A 20306-nucleotide genomic window follows, 5' to 3' on the forward strand; every position below is an offset into this window, starting at 1 on the left:
GTCTCCCCCCGCGCCCCCCTCGACACGACCACGACGACGACGTATCAACACACTCTCACCGTCGGCTCAGGCGCAAAGATGGATTGCCCCAAAGTGGTCCAGCCGATGGGGTCCACCTCAGGGTATCGGCCATCCGCTCGAAGCTCACGGCCCTGCCCTCCTTCACGAACCGGCGTCGCTTGTTGGCCAGCATCACAAGGTTCGTCCTAACCCTGGCGAGCTGCTCCAGGATGCTGGGGAGTCGATCGAGATCTGCCTCCGCCACCTTGGCGCGCTCGACCACTCCCAAGTTCTCGGCCAGGACCGTGAAGACGCTTTCCACGGTGTCCAGCGGTTCCACCTGCCAAAGAGTGCGACCCTTCCGTCCTCCGATGGGCCTCACCGACAGCTTCGGGCATCGGTAAACGAACGCGGGGAGTTCATCGAATACGACCTGCTTGTATTCGTTCGCCTCGGGCTTGAAGAGAGCCTGAGTGCTGTACGCGCGGTGCGACAATAGAGGGATCGCGATCTCCGGCCAGAACGTCTTGGCGCCTCGTTCGGAGTCGCTCGTTCGGCTGTTGGACCTACAAGCCGTCATGGGACAGGTAGAGGAACACGGAGGCATTGGCCTCGCCAAGACCTCGGCGCTGAGTCCCATAAGACAGAGGTCCGCTCGGCCTCGGAACTCCACCACGGCCGTCGGCAGGTACAGCTCAGGCGCATCAGATTCCCAGGAAGATACCCAGGACGGCAGGTTCCAGGTGCCATCTGGTTGCTCCTCATATTGAAGTCGCTCATCGAGGGCGCGAGGGTGTCGGCAGTTGACGTAGAAGGCGCTCGGATCCTGCACCCGCTCGCGCAGCTTCTCGATGGACCAGTACCGCTTCACTTCCGCAGGTAGTAACGCGAAGAGTTCCTGGTGGGTACGAGGAAGACCATCAGCGCTCTCGACCACCATCTCTCCGTCTCCCGTGTACGAGAAGCCGTAGGGAAAGAGGGTGTTGATGGCGTACTCGTGGCGCAGCAGCTCGCGGACGAAGAGGCCGACGAGGGCGGTACGATCCCCAGCCATCCAGCGGCTGCGCGCCAGATCCTCGACGAGCGAGCGCGTCTTGCCATCTCCTGCACGCGCGAGGACGATCTTGACCTTTGGGGCGGTTGGCGCCGCCAAGGTCCCCCAGGAGGAGAGAAGAGGGCTACTCACAGGTGTATAGAGCGCATCCCTGGAGCTTGGGAACACGCTCCAAGCGGCTGTTTCCCCTCGTGAACCAGCGGGCCAAACACGATCCATCGCGCTTTGAAACGTATGCTCGACGTACCAATCGGGGTCCTCGTGCTCGGTGGCCTTCTGCACGATATGAAGCTCATGGACGATCACGCTTTCGGGGAGCCCTGCCTCCAACAGGGCACAGGCGTACGTGAAGTCCGCCTTGCTGCGGTCCTTCGTGTTCATGGCACGAGTCGCGGAGCGGAGGTCAGCAAGGGGCTTCTCCAGCGCGAGGGCAACGTCCAGCATCTGTTGTTCCTCGCTCGTGAGCGGAGAAGGCTCTGCCCAGCGGGCATCACTTGGTTGTCCCCCTCGTGCTGTGGATCGTGCAGCCCCGCGCCGCACATGCAGCCGTGGCATGGGCGGCAGGCCCTCCAGGGCCGCCGCCACGCTCTTGAAGTTGTACCGAGAGCGGTTCAGGTCCGTGAACTCCTCGATGAAGCGCACGGGCTTGGGGTTACCTCCCTTCCAGTTGATGGTTCCGGGCACGCGCATCATCGACGAGAGATCGTGCCGATCCAGCCCGCCGAGCAAATGGCCGAGGCGCCACCAAACCTCTTTGGCCTCCGCCCGGTCGCCGTTCGACCTGAGCACGTGCCGATCGAGGAGTAGGTACACATGTAGCCCTCTTCCGCTGTGAACGATCGCGTGCGGTGCAAGGCCATGTACGTCAAGCCGACGCAGCACCTCGGGGATGACCTGCTCGGGAACCTGCGCGCCGGGAACGCGCCGTTCGAAATCCTTGGGGTCTATGTCAATCGCCAGGGCCGACAGTCCCACGCAGAACTGCGCATCCTTCGGCTGGCCGGGCTCGAACACGCCCACCGACATGGCCACCTGGAACTTCTCGTCCTCGTTCCACTTGGCGATGAAGCTCCGGATGTGGGCATCGAAGCGGTTGAAGAACCTGGTGCCCGGGGTCCTCCAACCCGTGTACGCCAACCGATACATGCGCCCTGTCCGCGATCGCGCCATCTTTTCGCGAATCTCGGGCCTGTAGATGGTCTCCGCGCCCTTCTCGGTAACGGCGAGAAGATGGAAAGCGTCCTTGTCCTGGTACAAGGCACGGATAAGTCGGAGCCCCTGATCGAGTTCGACGCGGGGCCCCCGCTCAGGGACTGCTCCTCTTGATGCTTGCTCGATTGCGCTCCGACCCGGCGTGCTGATCTCCATCTCCACCTCCGATAGATCTATATCGGATTCAGGTGGAGCCCCTGCCGTAGCAGCCCCGCGAGGCCCGTCGGCCTGCGCGACGAGCTACTTCTTCTTTCGCGCATTCCTCGGCGCGGCAGGAGCGGGTTCCCGCGAATGGCGCTCAATATCGAGTGGATCGCAGATATCCGCGAAGAGCCTCCAGATGCGCTCGGCAAGATCCTCTAGTTCCGCCATGGAAAGCGTCCGCATCGTATGCGCGAAGCTGCCTTCGGTCCCTGATGGCCCAGCCTTTGTGGCCAACTTCCTCAACTTGGGCTTGCCCCGATTCCGTGGCTCTCACGCACTTTGCGTGATGCGTGTCGCGGCAAGAAGGGCACGTGGATGACTGCTCCGTCGCTCGTTCCCCGAGGGCAGGCCGATTCGCTGTCTATCGACGGCCGTCTTGAATCTTGAATTCCCTGTCCGAACAACTCGTTTGGCAGCTTGCCGAGTCTGCATGCTCACCCGAGGGGAACCACACGAAGTGCGGGAGAGCCACGAAATCGGGGCAAGCCCATGTGGATGGCCTGGAGAAACAGCGCGCGCAGGTCCGCACCCACCTCCTCTTGGGTGGGAGGGGCAAACTCGGTAGCCTTCTTCACGGGGAACTCCTTGGGCCTCCCCTGGCCGGGAGGTTTCGGTGGTTGGGTTCACCGAGGAGCTTCCCCGCTCCTTGCCGGCTCTGCGAATACTCGGAGCCGGCCTCCTACACACTTATAGGGACACGACCGGAAAGTCACCGACTACCCAATCTGGAGAGCCAAGGATCACGACATCGTTAAGACGCTGTCAGGCGACAGGAATTCTTGCCCCCCTTACGATACTAAAACTGCCCCCCTCCCCAGTGCCTGTTGGACTGCTCCGAGCTGAAGCTGTCCTCACGAAAGCTTCATCGGAGGCAGTGGCTGCTCGCGGGTCAGTTGGACGATCCCGGCCCAGGGACCGTACCCTCGGATGTCGAGCACCATTCCCGCCTCGAAGATGTGGTCCGAGACGTTTCGGAGCGCGACGACGTTCCAGACCCGCTCGATGCAGCGCAAGGCGGTCTTCCGGGATTGGAGGTCCAACGCATGGGCTGGCAGTGCCGCGAGCCGGATTGCTTCGAGCCGCAGCAGGTTGTTGAGCATCAGTGCCCAGGACTGTGAATCCGGGAGCTGAGAGGCCACGCTTCCCAACCGCTCCCAGAGTCGGGCCGCCTCGAAGGCGCGGGAGAATGTTCCCGCGACGAAGTCAGCAATCCGCTCCCCACCGCTCATGTAGGTCGTTCTTGGAATCGCCTCGGCGATCTCGAAGGACAACTGCCACGCCCCTACCCTCTTCGCGGTCATGCCCCGTTTCACGAGGTGTGCTTCCTGACCGAAAGCAACGAATCGCTCGTGCGATTCGAGGGCCTTGAACTCCTCGACAAAAGACTTCCACGAGCGGACGTGGCCGCTCTGCACCTTTCCCGGGGTGAGGGTCAATCGTCGCGGACTGCGCTTCGTGACCTTCCCCATCACCACGATCCGGGGCCCGACGGCCATGAGCCCCGTCATGGGCCGCGAGCCCCCCCCACACAACACCTGCAGCATGTGCAGCTGCCCCATGGGGCTCTCATCACGAGACCTAGGCCAGCGCTCTGGATCTTCATCGAGGCTCCGCCGGACGGACTCGCCCAATTCGCGCCGCTCGCGTTCGGAAATGAAGGTTGCCTCGACCACCACCATCAACGTGGTGATCAAGACTCCGAGCAGTCGCGGATTGACAGCCGGCCCGCGAGTCGAGAGTGCGGCTGTGAGGTGTCGTGCCAGCAGATCAAAGATCGCGTCATCCGGTTGGATCTGCATCAGAAGGTACGCCAGAAGATGATTGGATGCGTCCGAACCGTCCAACCACTCGGGCAGACGAGAGGACCGACTCGGTGGGCTTATCTGGCGGATCTCTTCCCGGAGTTCCGCCAGCGCACGTTCCGCGGCGTCATCCTCCTGGCTCAGCAAATAATCCTTGGATAGCCGGATCAGTGAAGCCGTGCTCGGTACCGGGTAGCGCAGCCAGGCGTCCTTTCCCAACACATCGAACAACCAGTCTCGGAACTCCGAGGACGTCTTGAACTGGTTCTCCACGGCGTGAAGGATTGCCTCGACATATACGTCAGGACCCGAAGCCTTCGTCTCCTTGAGGGCTGAAGCGATCGTGACAAGGCCTTCCTCGCGTCTTTCGAGCACCAGCGGCGCCAATTGTGCCATGAGGCGCCACTTGAGCTCACCGCGCTCCCCGATCCGAGCAAGGGTGAGGAACTCCTTGAGAAGCCATGACCCCGAATCCGGAAGTCCCCTCCTCAGTCTGGCGATGGCGTCGTTCCGTTGCGCGGTCGGGTCGGTACCACTCGAAGTCACGAGATACCCCAGACGTTCCAAGAGCGTCCCCATGACATCCGACTCGGCGCCCCCTATGCTCCTCACCAAATCCCTGACATACGTCATCCATGCGGGCCCCGGGCGCTTACTTGCACGCAGCTCGAGGAAGAGGGGCTCGGTGGAGAGGAGCAGGTCCAACATGTCCCTCGCGAACCCGGACGGTCGATCGAGCGGCGCGGCCAGCGAGCGCACCATGAGCGTCGTGAGTCTATCCATCAGTTCGGACGCATCCTCGCGAGATCCGCAGCGAAGGTTCAGCGCTTCCATTTCCCGGAGCGAGAGCCCTCCAAAGGAGCTCTTGTCCCATCTCCTGAGGAGAAGCTTGTAGACGTTGTCGGAGGTCCCTCCAAGACCCGGGATGGGGAAGACAGGTTTTCGCTCCGCGCGGGCCCGCTCGTAGACCTGCCGGGTGAATTCCGCGCCTCCAATGAGAACCACGGCATCCGCCTCGAGAATCGCAGCCTCCACGTTCTCTGGTGAGGTCGTTCGTTGGAAGACTCCCTCCCTCAATGTCGGCAGGACCCCTGGCGCCACCACCTGGAGGAACAGTTCCTCAGGCTTCGTCCCGATAAGGCGCAGAGCGGCCAGATAAGCCCTCCCCACCTGCTCATCCACACCGGGCCAGCCACCGCCGATCAGACCATAGCCTTCACGTGCCAGCTTCTGCCCGAGCGCCTGACTGACCCAGACGATCTCGGGCGTGAGCAGGTCGGCATCTCCCGTCCCCACCACGAGCACCCGCTGTCCTCGAGGCGTCCATTCTCCGGGAGACAGCAGCCTCCGGACCTGCCGTGCGGAGCACATCCCTCGCATGGAGCCGGTCGCCCCCTCCCAGGCAAGCGGCGAAACGTGACCCACGACCGTTCCTCCTGCCAGCACGGGCATCCCGGCCACGACTTCCCTGGCGGAGGACCTGTCCGCCAGGGTCAATACCAGGGAGTCTCCGCCCAGAGCATTCCCGGGTTGGACATGCATCAAGGCCCCAGCGCCCTGCCAGGGATGCAACTCATCCCACCCCGTCAAGGAGAAGCCGTACACATGGACCGTCTCGCCGACTGTCGTCTCTTCCGCCAGCTCCAGAGGCGTGATTCCTTCCAGGGCCTCATCGAGCTCCACCACCGCGCATTCGCTCCGCAGGTCCATGCCGAGCACCGTGGCCTCGTGCAATCCACGAATGGAACGGACCTGGGCGCGCCCCCCTGTACCTACCTCGCGGAAGACGGCTGCGGAGCTGATGAAGCGTCTGGGCTCGACGAGGTAGGCGTTCCCCACGACCGCGCCCGCATTCACGAGTGCACACGCCTGCCGGATCCGCTCCTCCTCGCGCAGAGGAGCAGGGACCTCGCTCGCAGCAGGCGTTGACTCCTGACGAACTTCCTCTCGTGGTCCTGGTACAAACCCTGGAGCCCTGGACTGGAGCTGCTCCGCGATCCTCGCGTACCGGCCCCCAAGCCGACGCAGCACGGTGGTGGCAACCATCGCGAAGGCATCATCCGCCTCGCTCGCTTCGAGCTGGATGTCTCCGTCTGGAGCCACTAACGCTGCGGCGAAGTCCCGGCCCTTTCCGAACCGGACTCCCAGGAAGTCGGAGACCTGGCGCAACACATCCAGCGCGCTGCCTCGCTTGAGGGAATCGAGCAACCGCGGGCGGACGCCCGGGAGGAACTCGTACAAGGCCTCGTTGGCCCACGAAGGCCGCGCGTCCCTCTTCACTTCCTTCAGCAACCCGCCCAGCAGCACTTCCGCCAGATGGACCTGCCGTGCCTCGGGCAGCATCGCCCGTTGGACGACCCGCATCGCGGGCAGGTAGAGAGGGGCCGCGGACAGGATGCTGGCCAGTTCCTGCGCGAGGGGCGATGCGGTCCCCTGAAAGTCCTGAATGAGCCTGACCGGATCGACCGGGGCAGCCTCCCCTTCCGTGTCCTCCAACGGAATCCATGGGGACGGGGGTAACACCAGCCCAGCGGAAGTCATGCCCCCTCCCGCGAGCATGCGCGCCCACTCGGCGATGGAGGGGGGATCCAGGGGAAAGACAGGCATGGGGAGCCCCTGCCTGGGCAGCCCATACCGGCTCCGGCCCTGGAGTTCCGGCTCCAGATGCACGTTGGCGGATCCCCGGCTCCGCGCGCGCAGGGGCGCACGGACCGCCAAGCCCAGGCCTGTCCTCACCCATAGCCGCTGCGGAAGCACCTGCACGAGGGCGACAGGCCCCGCCCGACCCCACACCGAGAGCGCCCGCATCACGGCCCCTGTGTTCCAGGCCGGGGCGATGCAATCGCTCACCACGAGCACCAACCGGCGCCCCGTCGGATCCATCAGCTCCCGAAGCGGCCGCGCCGTCCGCGTCACGGGCGCCGCGTGCCCCGCGTGCAAGCGGACTTCGCGGGGATCCACCGTATCCAGCGTCCACCGCCGGATGTCGCGGAAGGCGCCCAGCCGCTCCAGCAGCCGCTCCAACTCGGAGATCGTCTGGGCCCAGATGGCCATCGACGGGCTGCCATCCACCACCAACGCCAGCTCCATCCAGCGCGTCGACGCGGGAGCGAAGACCGGGCTCCAGAGCCGTCCCCACGTCTCTGCGATCTGATACACGGTCGCGGACTCATCGAGCACGACGCGTGTGCGCGACGCAACACGCCGGCGCAGGGGCCGGAAGGCATGGCCGAGCTTCAGGGCATGTGGAAGCGCGGCCGCGGCGGGAACCCGCACCAGGCTTCTCTGCACCACGGCCTCGCCACTCTCCCCGGGGAGCGCGGGAGGGACGAGCTTCGCCCCCTCCAGCGGCTGGGAAGCGCCAGGGGGCGGCGTGGGGCGGGTCTCCTCGGGCTTCTGCTCGGAAGAGGGGGGCGGCTCCCGGCCCGGCGTGGGCTCCGGCTCCGTCTGCCGGGGCAATGGACCTGCGGGCTCCTCCGGCCGAGCGGCGGCGGGGAGGTACTGGGCCAGCCAGAGCGCCTCCGCCAATTCCTCGGGAGTGGGCCGCAGGTCCACGCTCCGCAGACATGCCAGGAGCCGGTCGATCATGGGTTCCCCGCGCCCGCCAGGTTCTGGAAGAGGGACTCCTTCAACGCCTCCAGATCCGACTCGGAGATGGGACGCTCCGGGTTCATGACGAGGTAGACGGCATTGAGCAACTGGTCGGTGGCGAGCTCCGCGGTGGTACGCCGCTTGAGGAAGTCGCGGATGATCGGCTGGGCCCGCTGAACGAACTGTTCACCGAAGTGGTACTCCACGATCTGCTCCAGCTTCTTTTCCGTGGGAGGCTCCAACTCCAGGCGCAGGCACCGGCGCAGGAACGCGGGTGGGAACTCGCGCTCTCCGTTGCTCGTCAGTACCACCAGGGGGAACTCACGACACGCCACCTGTCCCCGGCGGATAGGCACGGTCCCCCCGTCATGCGTCCGGACATAGATGGGCTCGTCTCCCTTCGATACACGGGCCAGTTCCGGAATCTCGAACATCCCCTTTTCGAGCACGTGCAGAAGATCATTCGGCAGGTCGATGTCACTCTTGTCGATCTCGTCGATGAGCAACACGCGCGGACGCAGGGAGGGGAGCAGCGCGGTGCCCAGCGGCCCGAGCTGCAGGAAGGAACCGATGTTCTGGGCCTGGGGAGCCATCTCCTCGGGTAGCTCCTTCTCTCTCCTACGGGCCTCATGAAGCGAAGCCGCCTGAAGACGCCCGATGGCGTCATAGCGGTAGAGCCCCTCGAGCAGCGTGGAGCGGGTGTTGATGGGCCAGACGAGTAGCTCCCCGAGGCGCAGTTCGTGGGCCACCGCGTGGGACAGGGAGGACTTACCAGTCCCGGGCTTGCCCGTGATGAGCAGAGGCCGGCGGAGATAGAGCGCCGCGTTCACCACCTCCCGCTCGTGATCATCCGAGAGGTAGCGCGGATCCGCCTCCTCCTTGAGCCCCTGACGCTCGATGGGGGTCCCCGCGTAGCGGCGCCATTCCGGAGGCTTGGGAAGCCGTTCGATCCGCTTCCCTTTCTCATCGAACTCACCACGAAAAATCCACCAGTCCTTCATCGCCTCCTCCATCAGGTCGAGGGCAGCACGAGCCGCCTGGTCCGAAGCGCGTCCGGTGGCAGCCGGTTCGGGTTGTCCCAGAGGAGGACGAGGGAATGTCCCACGTGCGCCTCCTCATGTGCCCTGGCCCGCATGTCGCGCACCCTCGCGGGCAGCTGTCGAAGGTCCGCCAGCAACCGCTGGACCTGCACCCGGGACTCCACGAGCCCCGCGGGCCACTTCCGGCCCCAGAGGGCAATCGGGGTTCCCGAGTCGATACAAGCGGAGAGTTCCTCACTGGTCGCGGCGCTGCCCTCTTGTGGATGCATCAGCGCCAGACATACCACCCCGGCTTCGATGAGCCGGTCGAACAGCGCCCCCGCCTCGGCCGGGTCTGGCTCCCAGATAACAGCCCTCGGAAGCCCAGCGGGAGGCTGCTCCTGGAAGTCCTTCCACTTCCGCGTCCAGTCCGGGCGAACCTGGATGGAGAGCCGCGGATCGTACGCCCTCTCCCACGAGCGCACGACTACCGGGTACTTACGGCCACAGAGAGGCTTGTGCCTGCCCTGCTCCAGCTCCCATCGCTCCACGGTATAGCAGAGAAGCTCCTGCGGGAGCATGACCTCTATGATGAGCCGACCGTCCGACGCCTCCAGGTCGCCGGAGATGCGTCCCAGGAACTCGTTGAGCAGCGCGCCCACACTGCTCAAGTCCCGAGGTTCATCATCGGCGTGAATGGACACCATGGCGCCCTGCTCCCCCTGGGAGAGCCAGGCCTGAACCGTGCACCGGCCCTCGGGTGCCTTCTCAAGTCGCAGCAACAGAAACAGGGAGCCCTCCTGCTCCGCCGAATGCTGGTTCACCTGCCGGAGCAGGGCCTCCACATCCACTCCGCGCTGGGCCGAAGCCTCCACGAGCCACTTCTTCAGCTTTGAGGCTGCGGCCGTTCCCCGCGCCTGGAGCTGGAGCAGCGCCGCGAAGTGGAGCAGCGGCGTGCTCCCGTCGGTCTGCGTGGGCGCATCTCCCAGTTCCTTCACGAGCTGGGGAAGAAGATTTCCGCCGTGCTCCACCGGCACCGCACCGGGGCCGCGGGCAGGCCAGCTCCGGCGGAAGTACGACTGAAGCACCTCGTTCGTGAAGCCACCCCCTCGTGCTGCGTCCACAAAGGCCTGCTGCTCCTGCTCGGAGAAGACGTTATCCAGGTGGATGTCGGCGAAGGCCTTCAGTTGGGTGGCGTCGGCGCGCAACGTCAGGGCACCTCGAACCAGCGCCTCAACCTGGCCATGGGACTCGGCCCGCATGATGACCCTCAGCGCAATCTGGGTGAGATCATCTCCCATGGCCACCTGATCGAGCGGACAGCCAAACACCAGGAGGGACAGCCCGTTCAGGTCGCCATGCTCCGGAAAAGCCTTCAGCAGGGCCGTCTGCAGATGCGCCCTCTGATCCGGCCTCAACGTCATGCCACCACTCCAACGAGCGCGCCGAATCCCCTCTCGACGAGGTACTTGCGCAGGGTGTGGATGGGGATGCCCTCGTTGTACGTTGGTGCAAGGGCGGGATCGCCGCTGTGGTGCAGGGCGATGAGGTCCCACGAGAAGTCGAAGCACGGCGAGCCGGACGACCCGGGCAGGGTGTTGGTGGTGTACCTCAAGCGCGTCTCGTTCTCGTTCAAGCCAACGATGGCCTCCGGATCGAGGGCGAACTGCAGGGGCCGCCCTCCCGGGTGTTGGAGGATGCACAGCGGCGCACCCGGAACGAACTCTGGCGGGTGCTCGGGCAGCGAAATCCACCCCCGCTCCCCTCCAGGGACCGGCTCCCGCCCCGGGCGCCCATCGACCCGGAGCAGAGCGAAGTCCAGGTGCTCCAGCTCCGGAACACCTCCCTTTGGTTCTGGCACCTCATCCAGAGGACTCGCGGGCGCCGAGACCAGGAGCCAGGGCTCCGCCAAGCGGTAGGCCTTACCGGGGCCGACCGCGCGCCCGTCCCCCAGGCTCTGATAGTCGAAGACCACGGAGATCCGCGCTCCGGCAACACGCCTCTCGTCCAAGTCGCGGATCACATGATGATTCGTGAGCACCACATCGGGCCCGATGAGGAAGCCCGTGCCGAGGGGACTCCCACCGGACTCGATCCGGCACACGCATCGCGCCCGCTGGATGAACTGCCCGACGTCGAAGAACGGGTTCTTGCTCCGGACGATGCGCTCCACGGAACGGACCGGATCCGCACCCGAGGGCAGGAAGAAGAAGCGCTCGTAGAACCGGGCCAGCAAGGGGTTTTTCGGATTCTTCTCGTACGCCCCCATGATGAGTTGGAGGTGCCAGTTCTGCGCCTCCGCACCGCGGATGAGCCGGGTGACGATCTGTCCCAGATCGTCACCCAGCGCCACCTGATCCAGGTGCTTGCCCACCCTGAGAAAGAGCATCGACTCGAGGTCACCACGCGTCGGAAAGGCGCTGAGCAGCGCCTTGTGCAGTTCATCGTATTGCGCGTTGGTGAATTTCATGGGCTCCTCACGGCGGGGAAACGGCACGACGGTTCTCGCGCTTTACGGCGCATTCGTCCAGCGGAAGGAATGGTGCGCACGCGGCGCGTCAGCGCTTGCGGCGGGACCGCGAAGAAGGAGGCTGGAGCAAGGGCCCGGAGCGTCCTCGAGAAGCGGTCCTCGTGGGGGTGGCAGTGGGCACCTGCGCCCGTGGTGGGCGTCGTCGGCACGACGCCACCCGCGCCGGGGTCATCAGGCGAGGTTCAGTTCCTCTCGCATCTGCCACAGGTCCTTGAAGTCCCCGAAGGACACGGCCATGTTGTGCGCGAGCAGGTTGCGCATCAGCCGCAAGGCCTGGGCGATGGACTGGAACCGCTGACCGCCCACCTCGGTCCGCTTCAGGATGAGCTCCAGGGGGCCGAACTCGGTGGAGAGCGGATCCTCCGCCGCGAGGCGCTGCTGCTCCTCGTCCATCCACGCCTTCCCGTAGCGAAGGGGCCACCCCCGCCCATGCTTGTCCGTCAGCACCTGGCAGATGGCCATCCGCAGCCGCGTCAACAGCGGGAGCAACAACTCCGCCTGCCCCCGCCACATCCGGCTCCGCAGCCCGCTCACGTCCTCCAGCATGGCCAGCGCGAGCACTGTCAACTCCGGGCCATGCTCCACGCTGCACTGGGCGGCCCCCATCTCCCAGAGGGGGAGCCAGGCTGCGGGCGGAGGCCCCTCCTGGCCCGCGTCGCGCCCGGGGCGCCCTCGCCGCCGGATGGCCTCCCGGAGCGACGCCGCCTCCAGCCCGCGCTGCCGCCCATGTTCCTGCAGGGCGCTCATGAGCACCTCCTCCGATTGCAGGACGGTGTCCCACAGGTGCGTCGCCAGGCTCAGGTCCCCCACCACCAGGTGAGGAAGCACGGCCTCGCGCCACACCGTCTCCGGGGAACTCGCCGGAGCTTGCTCTCCCAGCCTGCACACCAGCCGCATGTCCAGCACGGACAGCCGACGCCACCACCAGTAGAGCGCCAGCCGTGTGTCGGAAGTCATCCCCGCCAGGGCCCGGGGCAGCCTGCGCAGGGGCAGAACGAAGACATGCGAGGCCGAGCCGCCGTATTTCGCGGTCAGCCGGAAGAACTCCAGCCAGGGCTCGGCCCGCGCCGGGGGCAGGCGCTCCAGCCCTTCCAGCAGGAAGACCTCGTACACCGGCTGGAAGTCGTCTCCCGCCGCCTCCGACTTGAGCTTTGGATGGAGTTGCTCCTCGGACAGTCCCGTCACGCGCGCCAGGAAGGACACCGGCGCTTCGCCCACCCCACAGTCCAACAGGAAGACAAGCCGCAAGGAGGGGCCCTGGTTTCGCAGCAGCGCCGCCTCCAACCCCGAGCGCAGGTACGACTCCTCCACCGCTCCACCCGTGAGCAGGAGGGCGTGGCGCCCACCGAGAGCGTCGCGTGCCACGGCATCGGCGAAGCTCCGGAAGGAAGGAAGCTGCGCGACCGCCTCGTCCAGAGAGGGCACGCTCATTCCGGCAGGGCCTCCGCCACCCGGCGCTCGACGCACAACATCTCTCCGCGGCTCTCCAGACACCCCAGCCGCAGGAGGTACTTCAGCAGCAGTTCGACGCGCCCCTCCAGGGCGCTGACATCGCCCTCCAGAACCGCCTCCAGGGCCGTGGAGAGCGTCACCCCCGAATACGTGTGAATGTTCCGGAGGATGTCCACGATGCGCGGCAGACCCTCCAACTCGAGCGCCTTCCAGAAGGTGCTGGCCCGCGGACCTCCCGGACGCAACTCGCGTTCCATCTCATCGGCCACCTTGCGCTCGTTCTGGGGCTTACGGCACTCCTGGGCGAAGTGGCTCAGCAGACAGGGCCAGCCTCCCGTCGTCACCTCCAGCACCCGCCGCCGGAACTCCTCGTCCGCGGTCCGGATGTCGGCCTCTTCGAAGAGGCGCACCATCAAGGCCGGACGCATCCACCGCCGCAGCGGCAGCAGGAGCACCTGCTCGCGCTCCGGCCGCTTGGGAACGGCGACCGACGTCCACTCCCACCCCGCCAGCGGGCGCACCACGAAGATCACCCGGACCCATTGCTTGCGCTGTTGATGGGACGCACAGAAGGCAACCGCCTCGTCCACCAGCGAGCCATCCCGAGCCTCGGAGGCGGAGAGTTCCCTCAACAACAGCAACCGCTCCGTGGTGCGGTGTTCGAGGCAGGTCTGCTTCAGCCAATCGTTGAGCTGACCCGGTTTCTGGATGTTCTTCGGGATGTCCTGGAGCAGCCCGTGGCTCGGCTTCTCGGGGCGGAGCCACCGCCGCAGCGCCTCGGGCAGATACTTCAGGTGGGTGGCCTCGCAGCCCAGCACCATGGCCACGCTCGAGCGTGGCTCGGACAACGTCCGCTCCTGCGCGTAGGACAGCGGGCTGTAGCGCGGAGGTTGATCGTTCCCCAGACGGAAATGGTGATTGTCCTCATCGAGCGCCACCGGCTTTTCCTTCTTCTCCAACTCGATGAGCTTGTTCCAGATGTCGTTGATGCTGCCGAGCAGCCGGACGACGTTGGGGCTGCGCAAGCGGTACTCGCCCTGCCCGTTGCGCACCAGCACGCCCAGGCCCACCATCTCGTCCAGCAGACCGCGCATCTGGTCGGACTCCACCTCCTCGAAGCCCTTACGCCAGAAGCCCCTCACCTGCGAGAGGATGTCGCCCGTGGAGAAGGTTCGGCTGTAGCCGTCCCGCCCCTCCGCCTGATGGGCGATGAGGCTCCAGACGACGGCCTGGTAGCGGGTATCGAGGGCCAGCGTCCACTCGAAGCGCTCGCGGATGAGCTGCCGCGTATCCTGCCGCCGGTAGACCGCCTCCACGTCCGCCTCGCGCAGCAGGTACGGAGGCTGCTGCTGCGGGTCGGTGCGACGCTGGAGCATGGTGACCAGTTCCTGGCAGAACAGCTGGATGAGGCCCGGGTGGTAGTTGGTGTAACTGAGGACGCGCAGGACACTCCCGTTCTTCTCCTCCACAGGAAGTCGGCAGCCGAGCGCTTCCAGCGGGCGGCGCACCAGCGCGTCGGCGTCCTTCGCGTCGAGCGGGCCGACGAGCAAGGCCCTTCCGAAGTGCGCCAGCGGCTGGTTGGCGATGCCCTGGAACCGCTGCACGTTGTGGAGACCCGCGAGCACCACCTTGCACAGTCCCGGGTGTTGGGTCATCAAGTCCCGGAGCCGTTTGACCTGCTCGAACCCGCGCTTCACGTCGGCGTCGAGGAAGTGGTCGGCCTCGTCCAAGAGGATGAGCAGCTTGCGACCCTTCTCACCGCCCAGGCTCTCGCCGATGCGGCGCACCAGGTCGTCCGGCTTGTCCGTGGACACCTGCGCGGCCAGGAAGCGGACCCGCTTGAGCTCCTCGCGGATGCGAGGCCAGAGCTGCTCGGGCATCTGGTCCGTGGCCGGGTCTCCCACGTCCTTGATGTCGAGGCGGATGGCGAAGTGGCGGGAGGGGTCATCCTCGATGAAGCGGCGCTGGACCTGCTCCAAGAGGGCGGACTTGCCCAGCTGACGCCCGCCGTAGACCAGGCAGGTTCCGTTGAAGCTGGCCAACTCCCGGGCCATCTCCTCCCGCCCGAAGAACATCTCGGGCGGTACCGTGCCCGCGCGCTGGGTGTAGGGGTTGCTGGCCGTGAAGGGCAAAGCGCATTCGAAGAGGCCGCGCAGCCGCTCATCCCCCTCGTGCAGGCTGGCGAGGTAGAGCAGCAGCCACTCGTCGATGACGAGGGCCGCGGCGCTGTTCTGGCGGCACAGCGTGCTGAGCTGCCGCCTGCGGGCCAGCCCGAGCCGATCGAGGTAGAGAACGACCGTCCCCTCCCCTTCCGCGCGCAGATGCGGGATGGCGGAGGTGAGCACCTCCTTCCCCTCCTGGACCCAGATGCACATCACCCGCAGCCGCAGCTCCACGCGGCTGCCGAAGTGCGGCACCGGGCTGAGCCGCCGGCTGCTCGCCTTCACCTGGAACAGCGGATGCGGATCGCTGCGCACCAGGGAGACGGCCTCCAATGATTCCCCCTCGACTTGGAAGCCGAGCTGGCGCAGCACCTTCACCAGCAACTTGCGAACGGCATCGGGGTGATTGCGCGCACTGATGAGGGCCTGCCAGTCCTCATGGAGGACACGCAGATCCCGATGCCCCTCCACCCGCTCCTCGGTGGCCGCGAGCAGCTCCTGGACTCGCTTGGGCGCGTCCCTGCCCCGCACGCGCATCAACTCCTGCTCCATGCGCGGCAGCACCCGGATGAATTCCTCCAGGTACCGCGTCTCCTTGCGGGGAGCGGCGAAGAGCGCCTCGTCGAACTCCTTGTTGTTCTCCAGGGAGTCTTCCAGCCGAGCGAGCAGCTCGTCCGCGCTACGGTGCTCCCGAGCATCGAGCACCTCTTCGATCCGCTGGGCCGCCAACTCCCGCTGCTCGGGGCTCCAGCTCGTCTCGGCCAGCCGGGGCCGGAGCTGCGCCCATTGCTCGCGCTGGGACTGGAGACCCCGGCTGCGCGCCGTGTCCAAGGCCCGGGAGATGTCATCCAGGACGCGCTCCGGGCCATTGAACTCACGGGTGGAGTCCACCGGGATGCCATCGAGGCGTCCTGTCAGGTCCGAGCGCTCGTCGCCAATGAAGCCATCCACCACCGCCTGCTCGATGTCCGCCCGGGCCCGCTCGATGCGCTGCTTCAGCGCCCGGCGCGCCGAGTCCTGCTCCAGCCGCATCTGCTCCTCGAACGTCTTGCGGCGCGCGGGATCCTCCACGAGCTGGAGCAGCCGCGGAACGAAGCGGAAGTTGCGGCGGGAGATCCACCCCGCGATGCACTCCTCCACCCCACCTCCCGAGAGGATTTCGCGAGGAAGCTCCTCGAAAAGAGCCTTCAGCCCATCCGACCAGCCCTCCCTGTCCTCCGGGAGGTGGACGCCCGGGAGCGTGATCAACCGCCGCTCCAGCAAGCTGTCGAGGCCTCCATCCGCGTCGAGCAACCGCTCTCGCAGTGCCACGTCCGGAGGCGTCCGCAGCCCCTCGCCAGGGGGAGCGCAGCTCAACATCTCCGCCACCGACAGCAGCGCCCTGCGCAGCACCGCGCTCACGGCGTTCGCCAGTGCGGAATCCTCCCGGGTCCGGTGCACCTCCAGACCGTGAAGGGCCGAAGGGAGCACTTTGGAGATCTTCTTCCTCAACTCCTCGAGCTGCTGGGTGATCCAGTCGGAGTCCTCTCCCAGCCGTTCATCCAGGCTGGCCAGCTCGTGCCAGTTCGCCACCAGGGTGCAGAGATCCTCGATGCGCGCGAAGATCCACGCCTTGGCGGAGCCCTCGATCGGATCCTTGTTGCCGCTCTTCTTGCGCCGGACCTCGTTGACCACGCCCTCGACATAGGACTGGTTGCGCCATAAGGCGAGGCCAGCGCTCACCTCCTCGAGCCGGTCGCGGTCGTCCTGCTCCGCGGCCTTGACGAGGTTCGCCAGCTCCCCGCCCTCCCGGAGTATGTGGTCCAGGACCTGCTTGGCCGGGATGTAGGACGTGCGCTTGCCGTTGATCTCCTCCCTCCAGCCGCGGGCGGCGGCAATGGCCGCCTGGATCCGGGCGGAGCGCTCCGCGCGGTTGCGGAGCATGGTCTGGCTGTTCGCGGGCAGCGCCACCCCGTAGAGGGCGAACGCACTCAGGGGCTCGACGATATCGCGCAGCTCCGGGAAGTCCTCGGGGGTATCGAGCCAGTTCATCAGCCCGCTGCCGGGGGAGCGGATGACGGAGGGAAGGGCCGCGGCCACGGCCAGCGGCTGAAGGACGGCATCCTTCGGTGCCGCGTGCGAAGAGGTGATGTTCAGCAGGCCCGAGGTCAACGCCACCGAGTCCAGTTGGAGTCGCTCGGAGCCCGCGAGCGCGGCCAGCAACCAGGAAGGAATGGGGGACAACTCCGTCTGAGCCTCGATGGCCCGGGCGAGCCAGTACGCGGCGGCGATGTCTCCCTCGGAGACGAGCGAGAAGAAGAAGGCGTCGCGCGCTTCGGGGAGGGACTTGTTCAGGAGGGCCCGCGCCGCCTCCTGGCGACTCATCGCCTTCAGCACCCGCTTGGGAGGAGTCACCAGTTCCACCGGCCGCACCGGGACCTGGGTACGCGGAGGCTCCTCGACCACCGGGCTCGATGGCTCGATGACCCGAGGCGCCACGAGCCCGTCGGTCTCGGGAGGTGGCGGGGCGGGAGGACCGACAACGAGGTGGTTCCTGGGCGGCGGGGGAGCCGCGAGCGGCTCGGGCTCCGTGACCGGTGGAACCACCACCGACTGTGCCGCGGGCACGGAGGGTGCCAGCTCCACTGGAAGTGCGGCCTCCCGCGACGAGGACAGGGGAGGCGTGAGGGCCTCTGGCAACGGTTCGGGCTCGGAGGCCTCGACGGGAGGCTCCTCCTGGATTGGGGAGGATTCCCCCTCAAGCCTCGGCGGGCCGGACGCCGGAGGCTCCTCCGCCACCGTAGAGGGCTGGCCGAACGTCGCGGCGAGCGCCGCATGGATCTGCTCGATCCTCTCCAGGGCCTCCTCGGACTGCTTTGCCCGCTCGCGCCGCTCCTCCTTGTTCTTCGGCGGCGGCAGCTTGCGGAGAGCGGCCTCCTTCTTCAGCAACTCCAGCAATTCCACGATCTGCCCGGCGGCGGCATCCGCACCCGCCTCCCGTACTGCGTCAGCCGTCCAAGCGTCGTGACCCGAGAGGTACGGAAGCTCGGAGAGGACCTCTTGCACCTCGGGCGCCGCCAGCTTCGCCAGGGCCTCGCCCAGTTGGCGCCGAGCCCGTTGGCTCTCCTTCCGTACGCGAGCCAACTCGCCGCACTCCGCGAGGAAGGACTCCAGGCGCTCCCACTCGGGGGCATCGGCTGGAAGCGCCTTCAGCTCGGCGAGGAACCGCGTGAAGAGATCGCCCCGGGCGGTGCCTTCGTGAATGGCAGCCTCCTGCTCGCTGGGGGCCTGGGTGGATATGACCGCTCCCTCTCCCTTCCCCACTGGCGGCTCGACCGTCCTGGACGCTTCGAGCGACGACTCCTCCGACGAGTCCTGAGGCTTCACCCCTGGCAGCCCGGCCTCGTGGAGCTCCGGCGTTGTCACCTGGGACGTGCTGGCTGCCTTCGGCCTGCCGCACAGCAGGAACAGCATCAGCTTCGCCTGCTCCACCGGCACGCCCGTGCTCGAGGCGAGCTCCTCGGAGAGCGACTGGAGCTGCTCGGGCTTCCAGTCTGCAGGCCACTGGCTGGCCGCTTCATGCGTGCTCGTGCACGGAGACCCGCCGCCCGTGGTGTCCTGCTCGCCGCTCTTGCCCTCCTGCGGGAGCTGGAGTGTGGCCATCCCCCGCTCCTGCGCCAGCTTCCGCGCCTGCTCGAGCAACTTCTCGTTGTGATTGAACCAGATCTCCGAGGCCAGCAGTCCGAAGTGCGGCATGTTCTGGACCGCTTCACGCAACGGCGCCGTGCTCCTCCGTACGATCGCGGGCCTGATGCCATGAGCATCCCGCGCGCCGCCCAGGGGCAGGCGCCAGCGCTTCATGAACTGCCAGACATGATCCCGAAAATGTGCGGCCTTCTTGTTTCCGGGCGCATAGCCATGCGTGATGGCGGACTCCAGAACGACGCTGGCGAGCGAAGAACTCTTCAGGAACTCCCTGAGCCCCGCCATTCCATCCAGCCCTTTCGTCCTCTTGTGCCCCTCACTCAAGACGTCCTCCTCAAGCCAACAACCTGACGCTAACCTGCTTCAGGGAAGTCCGGTAAGGCGCAGACCCGCGTGAAGGAAGAAGGCGGCGAGAACGTCGTGGCGGTGGCCCAGGCGCACGAATGAAGCGCGTGCCTGGGCGCGCAGCTCGGCGACAGAGTCGGGCGTGGCATTGCGCAGTTCGGCCTTCACCACGCCGTTGCAGCCCTCCTCGGGATTGAGGTCTGGCGCATAGCCTGGCAGCCGCTCAAGGCGGAAGTCCTCGGGGTGGCGGGCGACGAAGTCGAGCGTCTCGGCACTGTGGTGCTGGTTGAGGCCGTCCCACACGATGGTGAGAGGACGGCCCACCTGCCTGCGGAAGTAGCGCAGGGCAGCGATGATGTCCTGGCTGGTGAAACTTCCCTCCCGGTGGCGCGAATACAGGCGCGCCGGCCCGCGGCCGTACGGGGCAACGAGGGCGACGATGCTGGAGACTTCGCGCCGCTTGTCACGACGGCGCAAGGTAGGCGGGTGCCCGACGGGCGCCCAGGTAAACGCTACGCGGGCCCGAAACGAACTACCCGTCTCGTCCACGAAGGCAATGGCCCGCCCGCTTCTTCGAGCCCCCTTTTGATACGGGGCCAGTCGCGCTTCAGCCATGCTTCCACCAACGCATCGTCACGCTCCTTGGCCCGCGTGCGGGGCTGCTGCGGACTCAAACCCAGCCGATGAAGGCGCTCGGCCAGGTAATTGGGATGGTAGCGCACTCCGAACGTGCGGTGGATGAGGTGCGCCACTCGCGTGAGCGTCCAGCGCTCAGTAGGGAAACCGCAGGTGCGCGCCCCTGCTCGTACCAGCCCCGCCACCTGCCGCCATTCCCCCGAGCTCAACTTCGACGGCCGGCCCGTGCGCGGCCTCGCCTTCAACCCGCGGGTACTGCCGCCTGCCTCATGCAGTCGCCGCGCCCAGCGGCTGACGGAGGCCTCGCTGACACCCACACGGCGCGCCACCTCCGCCTGCGACAGGTGCCCCCGTCGCAGGAGTCGTCCGGCCGCAAGCCGCCGCTCCTCAAGCTGCTGGGCCGTCCAGTGCTTTGGCTGCCACGCCATGGACACCACCCCTCCATGACGTAACCCCTCAGACCCTTACCCGACTTCCCTGAAGGGGGTTAGAGGAACGCTCTGGCTCCCTCAATGGGAACATCGGGGCGGGCCGCGCTCTCGCGGCTCGTGGAAGCCCACCGTGTGTCCACCTCCCGACGCCCTGAACCCACGTGGATGCTCACATGTACCCACA

General features: G+C 66.5%; 9 protein-coding genes. All 9 read right to left on the bottom strand.

Annotated elements, in window-relative coordinates; all coding sequences use genetic code 11:
* Positions 1-55 precede the first annotated feature (55 nt).
* The 9 genes from VZL07_RS00755 to VZL07_RS00795 all read right to left on the bottom strand — a co-directional run bounded on the left by VZL07_RS00755 (position 56) and on the right by VZL07_RS00795 (position 20119).
* Complete coding sequence (locus VZL07_RS00755) at positions 56-2422, bottom strand: hypothetical protein (protein WP_426753384.1); 2367 nt, start codon at positions 2420-2422, stop codon at positions 56-58.
* An 899-nt stretch (positions 2423-3321) separates the two neighbouring features.
* Entirely contained in the window at positions 3322-7860 is a 4539-nt protein-coding gene (locus VZL07_RS00760; RefSeq protein WP_426753385.1) for an SAV_2336 N-terminal domain-related protein, read from the bottom strand.
* A complete protein-coding gene (locus VZL07_RS00765) occupies positions 7857-8864 on the bottom strand; it encodes an AAA family ATPase (protein WP_426753386.1) in 1008 nt (335 codons plus the stop codon). Before VZL07_RS00765 ends, VZL07_RS00760 begins: the two co-directional genes overlap by 4 nt.
* A gap of 11 nt (positions 8865-8875) precedes the next feature.
* Positions 8876-10306, bottom strand: coding sequence for an effector-associated domain EAD1-containing protein (locus tag VZL07_RS00770; protein ID WP_426753387.1), 1431 nt, complete (start codon positions 10304-10306; stop codon positions 8876-8878).
* A complete protein-coding gene (locus tag VZL07_RS00775) occupies positions 10303-11352 on the bottom strand; it encodes a trypsin-like peptidase domain-containing protein (RefSeq protein WP_426753388.1) in 1050 nt (349 codons plus the stop codon). The genes VZL07_RS00770 and VZL07_RS00775 overlap by 4 nt, the downstream gene beginning before the upstream one ends.
* Before the next feature lie 231 nt (positions 11353-11583).
* Positions 11584-12843, bottom strand: a complete 1260-nt coding sequence (locus tag VZL07_RS00780) for a hypothetical protein (RefSeq protein WP_426753389.1) — start codon at positions 12841-12843, stop codon at positions 11584-11586.
* Positions 12840-18782: an AAA family ATPase gene (locus VZL07_RS00785; protein WP_426753390.1), complete on the bottom strand. Its 5943-nt coding sequence runs from the start codon at positions 18780-18782 to the stop codon at positions 12840-12842. The genes VZL07_RS00780 and VZL07_RS00785 overlap by 4 nt, the downstream gene beginning before the upstream one ends.
* 291 nt (positions 18783-19073) lie before the next feature.
* A complete protein-coding gene (locus tag VZL07_RS00790; RefSeq protein WP_426753391.1) occupies positions 19074-19670 on the bottom strand; it encodes a transposase in 597 nt (198 codons plus the stop codon).
* On the bottom strand, positions 19568-20119 hold the full coding sequence (locus VZL07_RS00795; RefSeq protein ID WP_426753392.1) for a winged helix-turn-helix domain-containing protein: 552 nt from the start codon (positions 20117-20119) through the stop codon (positions 19568-19570). The genes VZL07_RS00790 and VZL07_RS00795 overlap by 103 nt, the downstream gene beginning before the upstream one ends.
* Positions 20120-20306: the final 187 nt, after the last annotated feature.

This window comes from Pseudomyxococcus flavus (genome assembly GCF_050038885.1).
GTDB classification, from domain to species: Bacteria; Myxococcota; Myxococcia; order Myxococcales; family Myxococcaceae; genus Myxococcus; species Myxococcus flavus.

Excerpts from the sequence above, each read along its gene's own strand:
- VZL07_RS00755 (WP_426753384.1), bottom strand. The coding sequence starts at position 2,422 with ATGGAGATCAGCACGCCGGGTCGGAGCGCAATCGAGCAAGCATCAAGA.
- VZL07_RS00760 (WP_426753385.1), bottom strand. The coding sequence starts at position 7,860 with ATGATCGACCGGCTCCTGGCATGTCTGCGGAGCGTGGACCTGCGGCCC.
- VZL07_RS00765 (WP_426753386.1), bottom strand. The coding sequence starts at position 8,864 with ATGAAGGACTGGTGGATTTTTCGTGGTGAGTTCGATGAGAAAGGGAAG.
- VZL07_RS00770 (WP_426753387.1), bottom strand. The coding sequence starts at position 10,306 with ATGACGTTGAGGCCGGATCAGAGGGCGCATCTGCAGACGGCCCTGCTG.
- VZL07_RS00775 (WP_426753388.1), bottom strand. The coding sequence starts at position 11,352 with ATGAAATTCACCAACGCGCAATACGATGAACTGCACAAGGCGCTGCTC.
- VZL07_RS00780 (WP_426753389.1), bottom strand. The coding sequence starts at position 12,843 with ATGAGCGTGCCCTCTCTGGACGAGGCGGTCGCGCAGCTTCCTTCCTTC.
- VZL07_RS00790 (WP_426753391.1), bottom strand. The coding sequence starts at position 19,670 with ATGGCTGAAGCGCGACTGGCCCCGTATCAAAAGGGGGCTCGAAGAAGC.
- VZL07_RS00795 (WP_426753392.1), bottom strand. The coding sequence starts at position 20,119 with ATGGCGTGGCAGCCAAAGCACTGGACGGCCCAGCAGCTTGAGGAGCGG.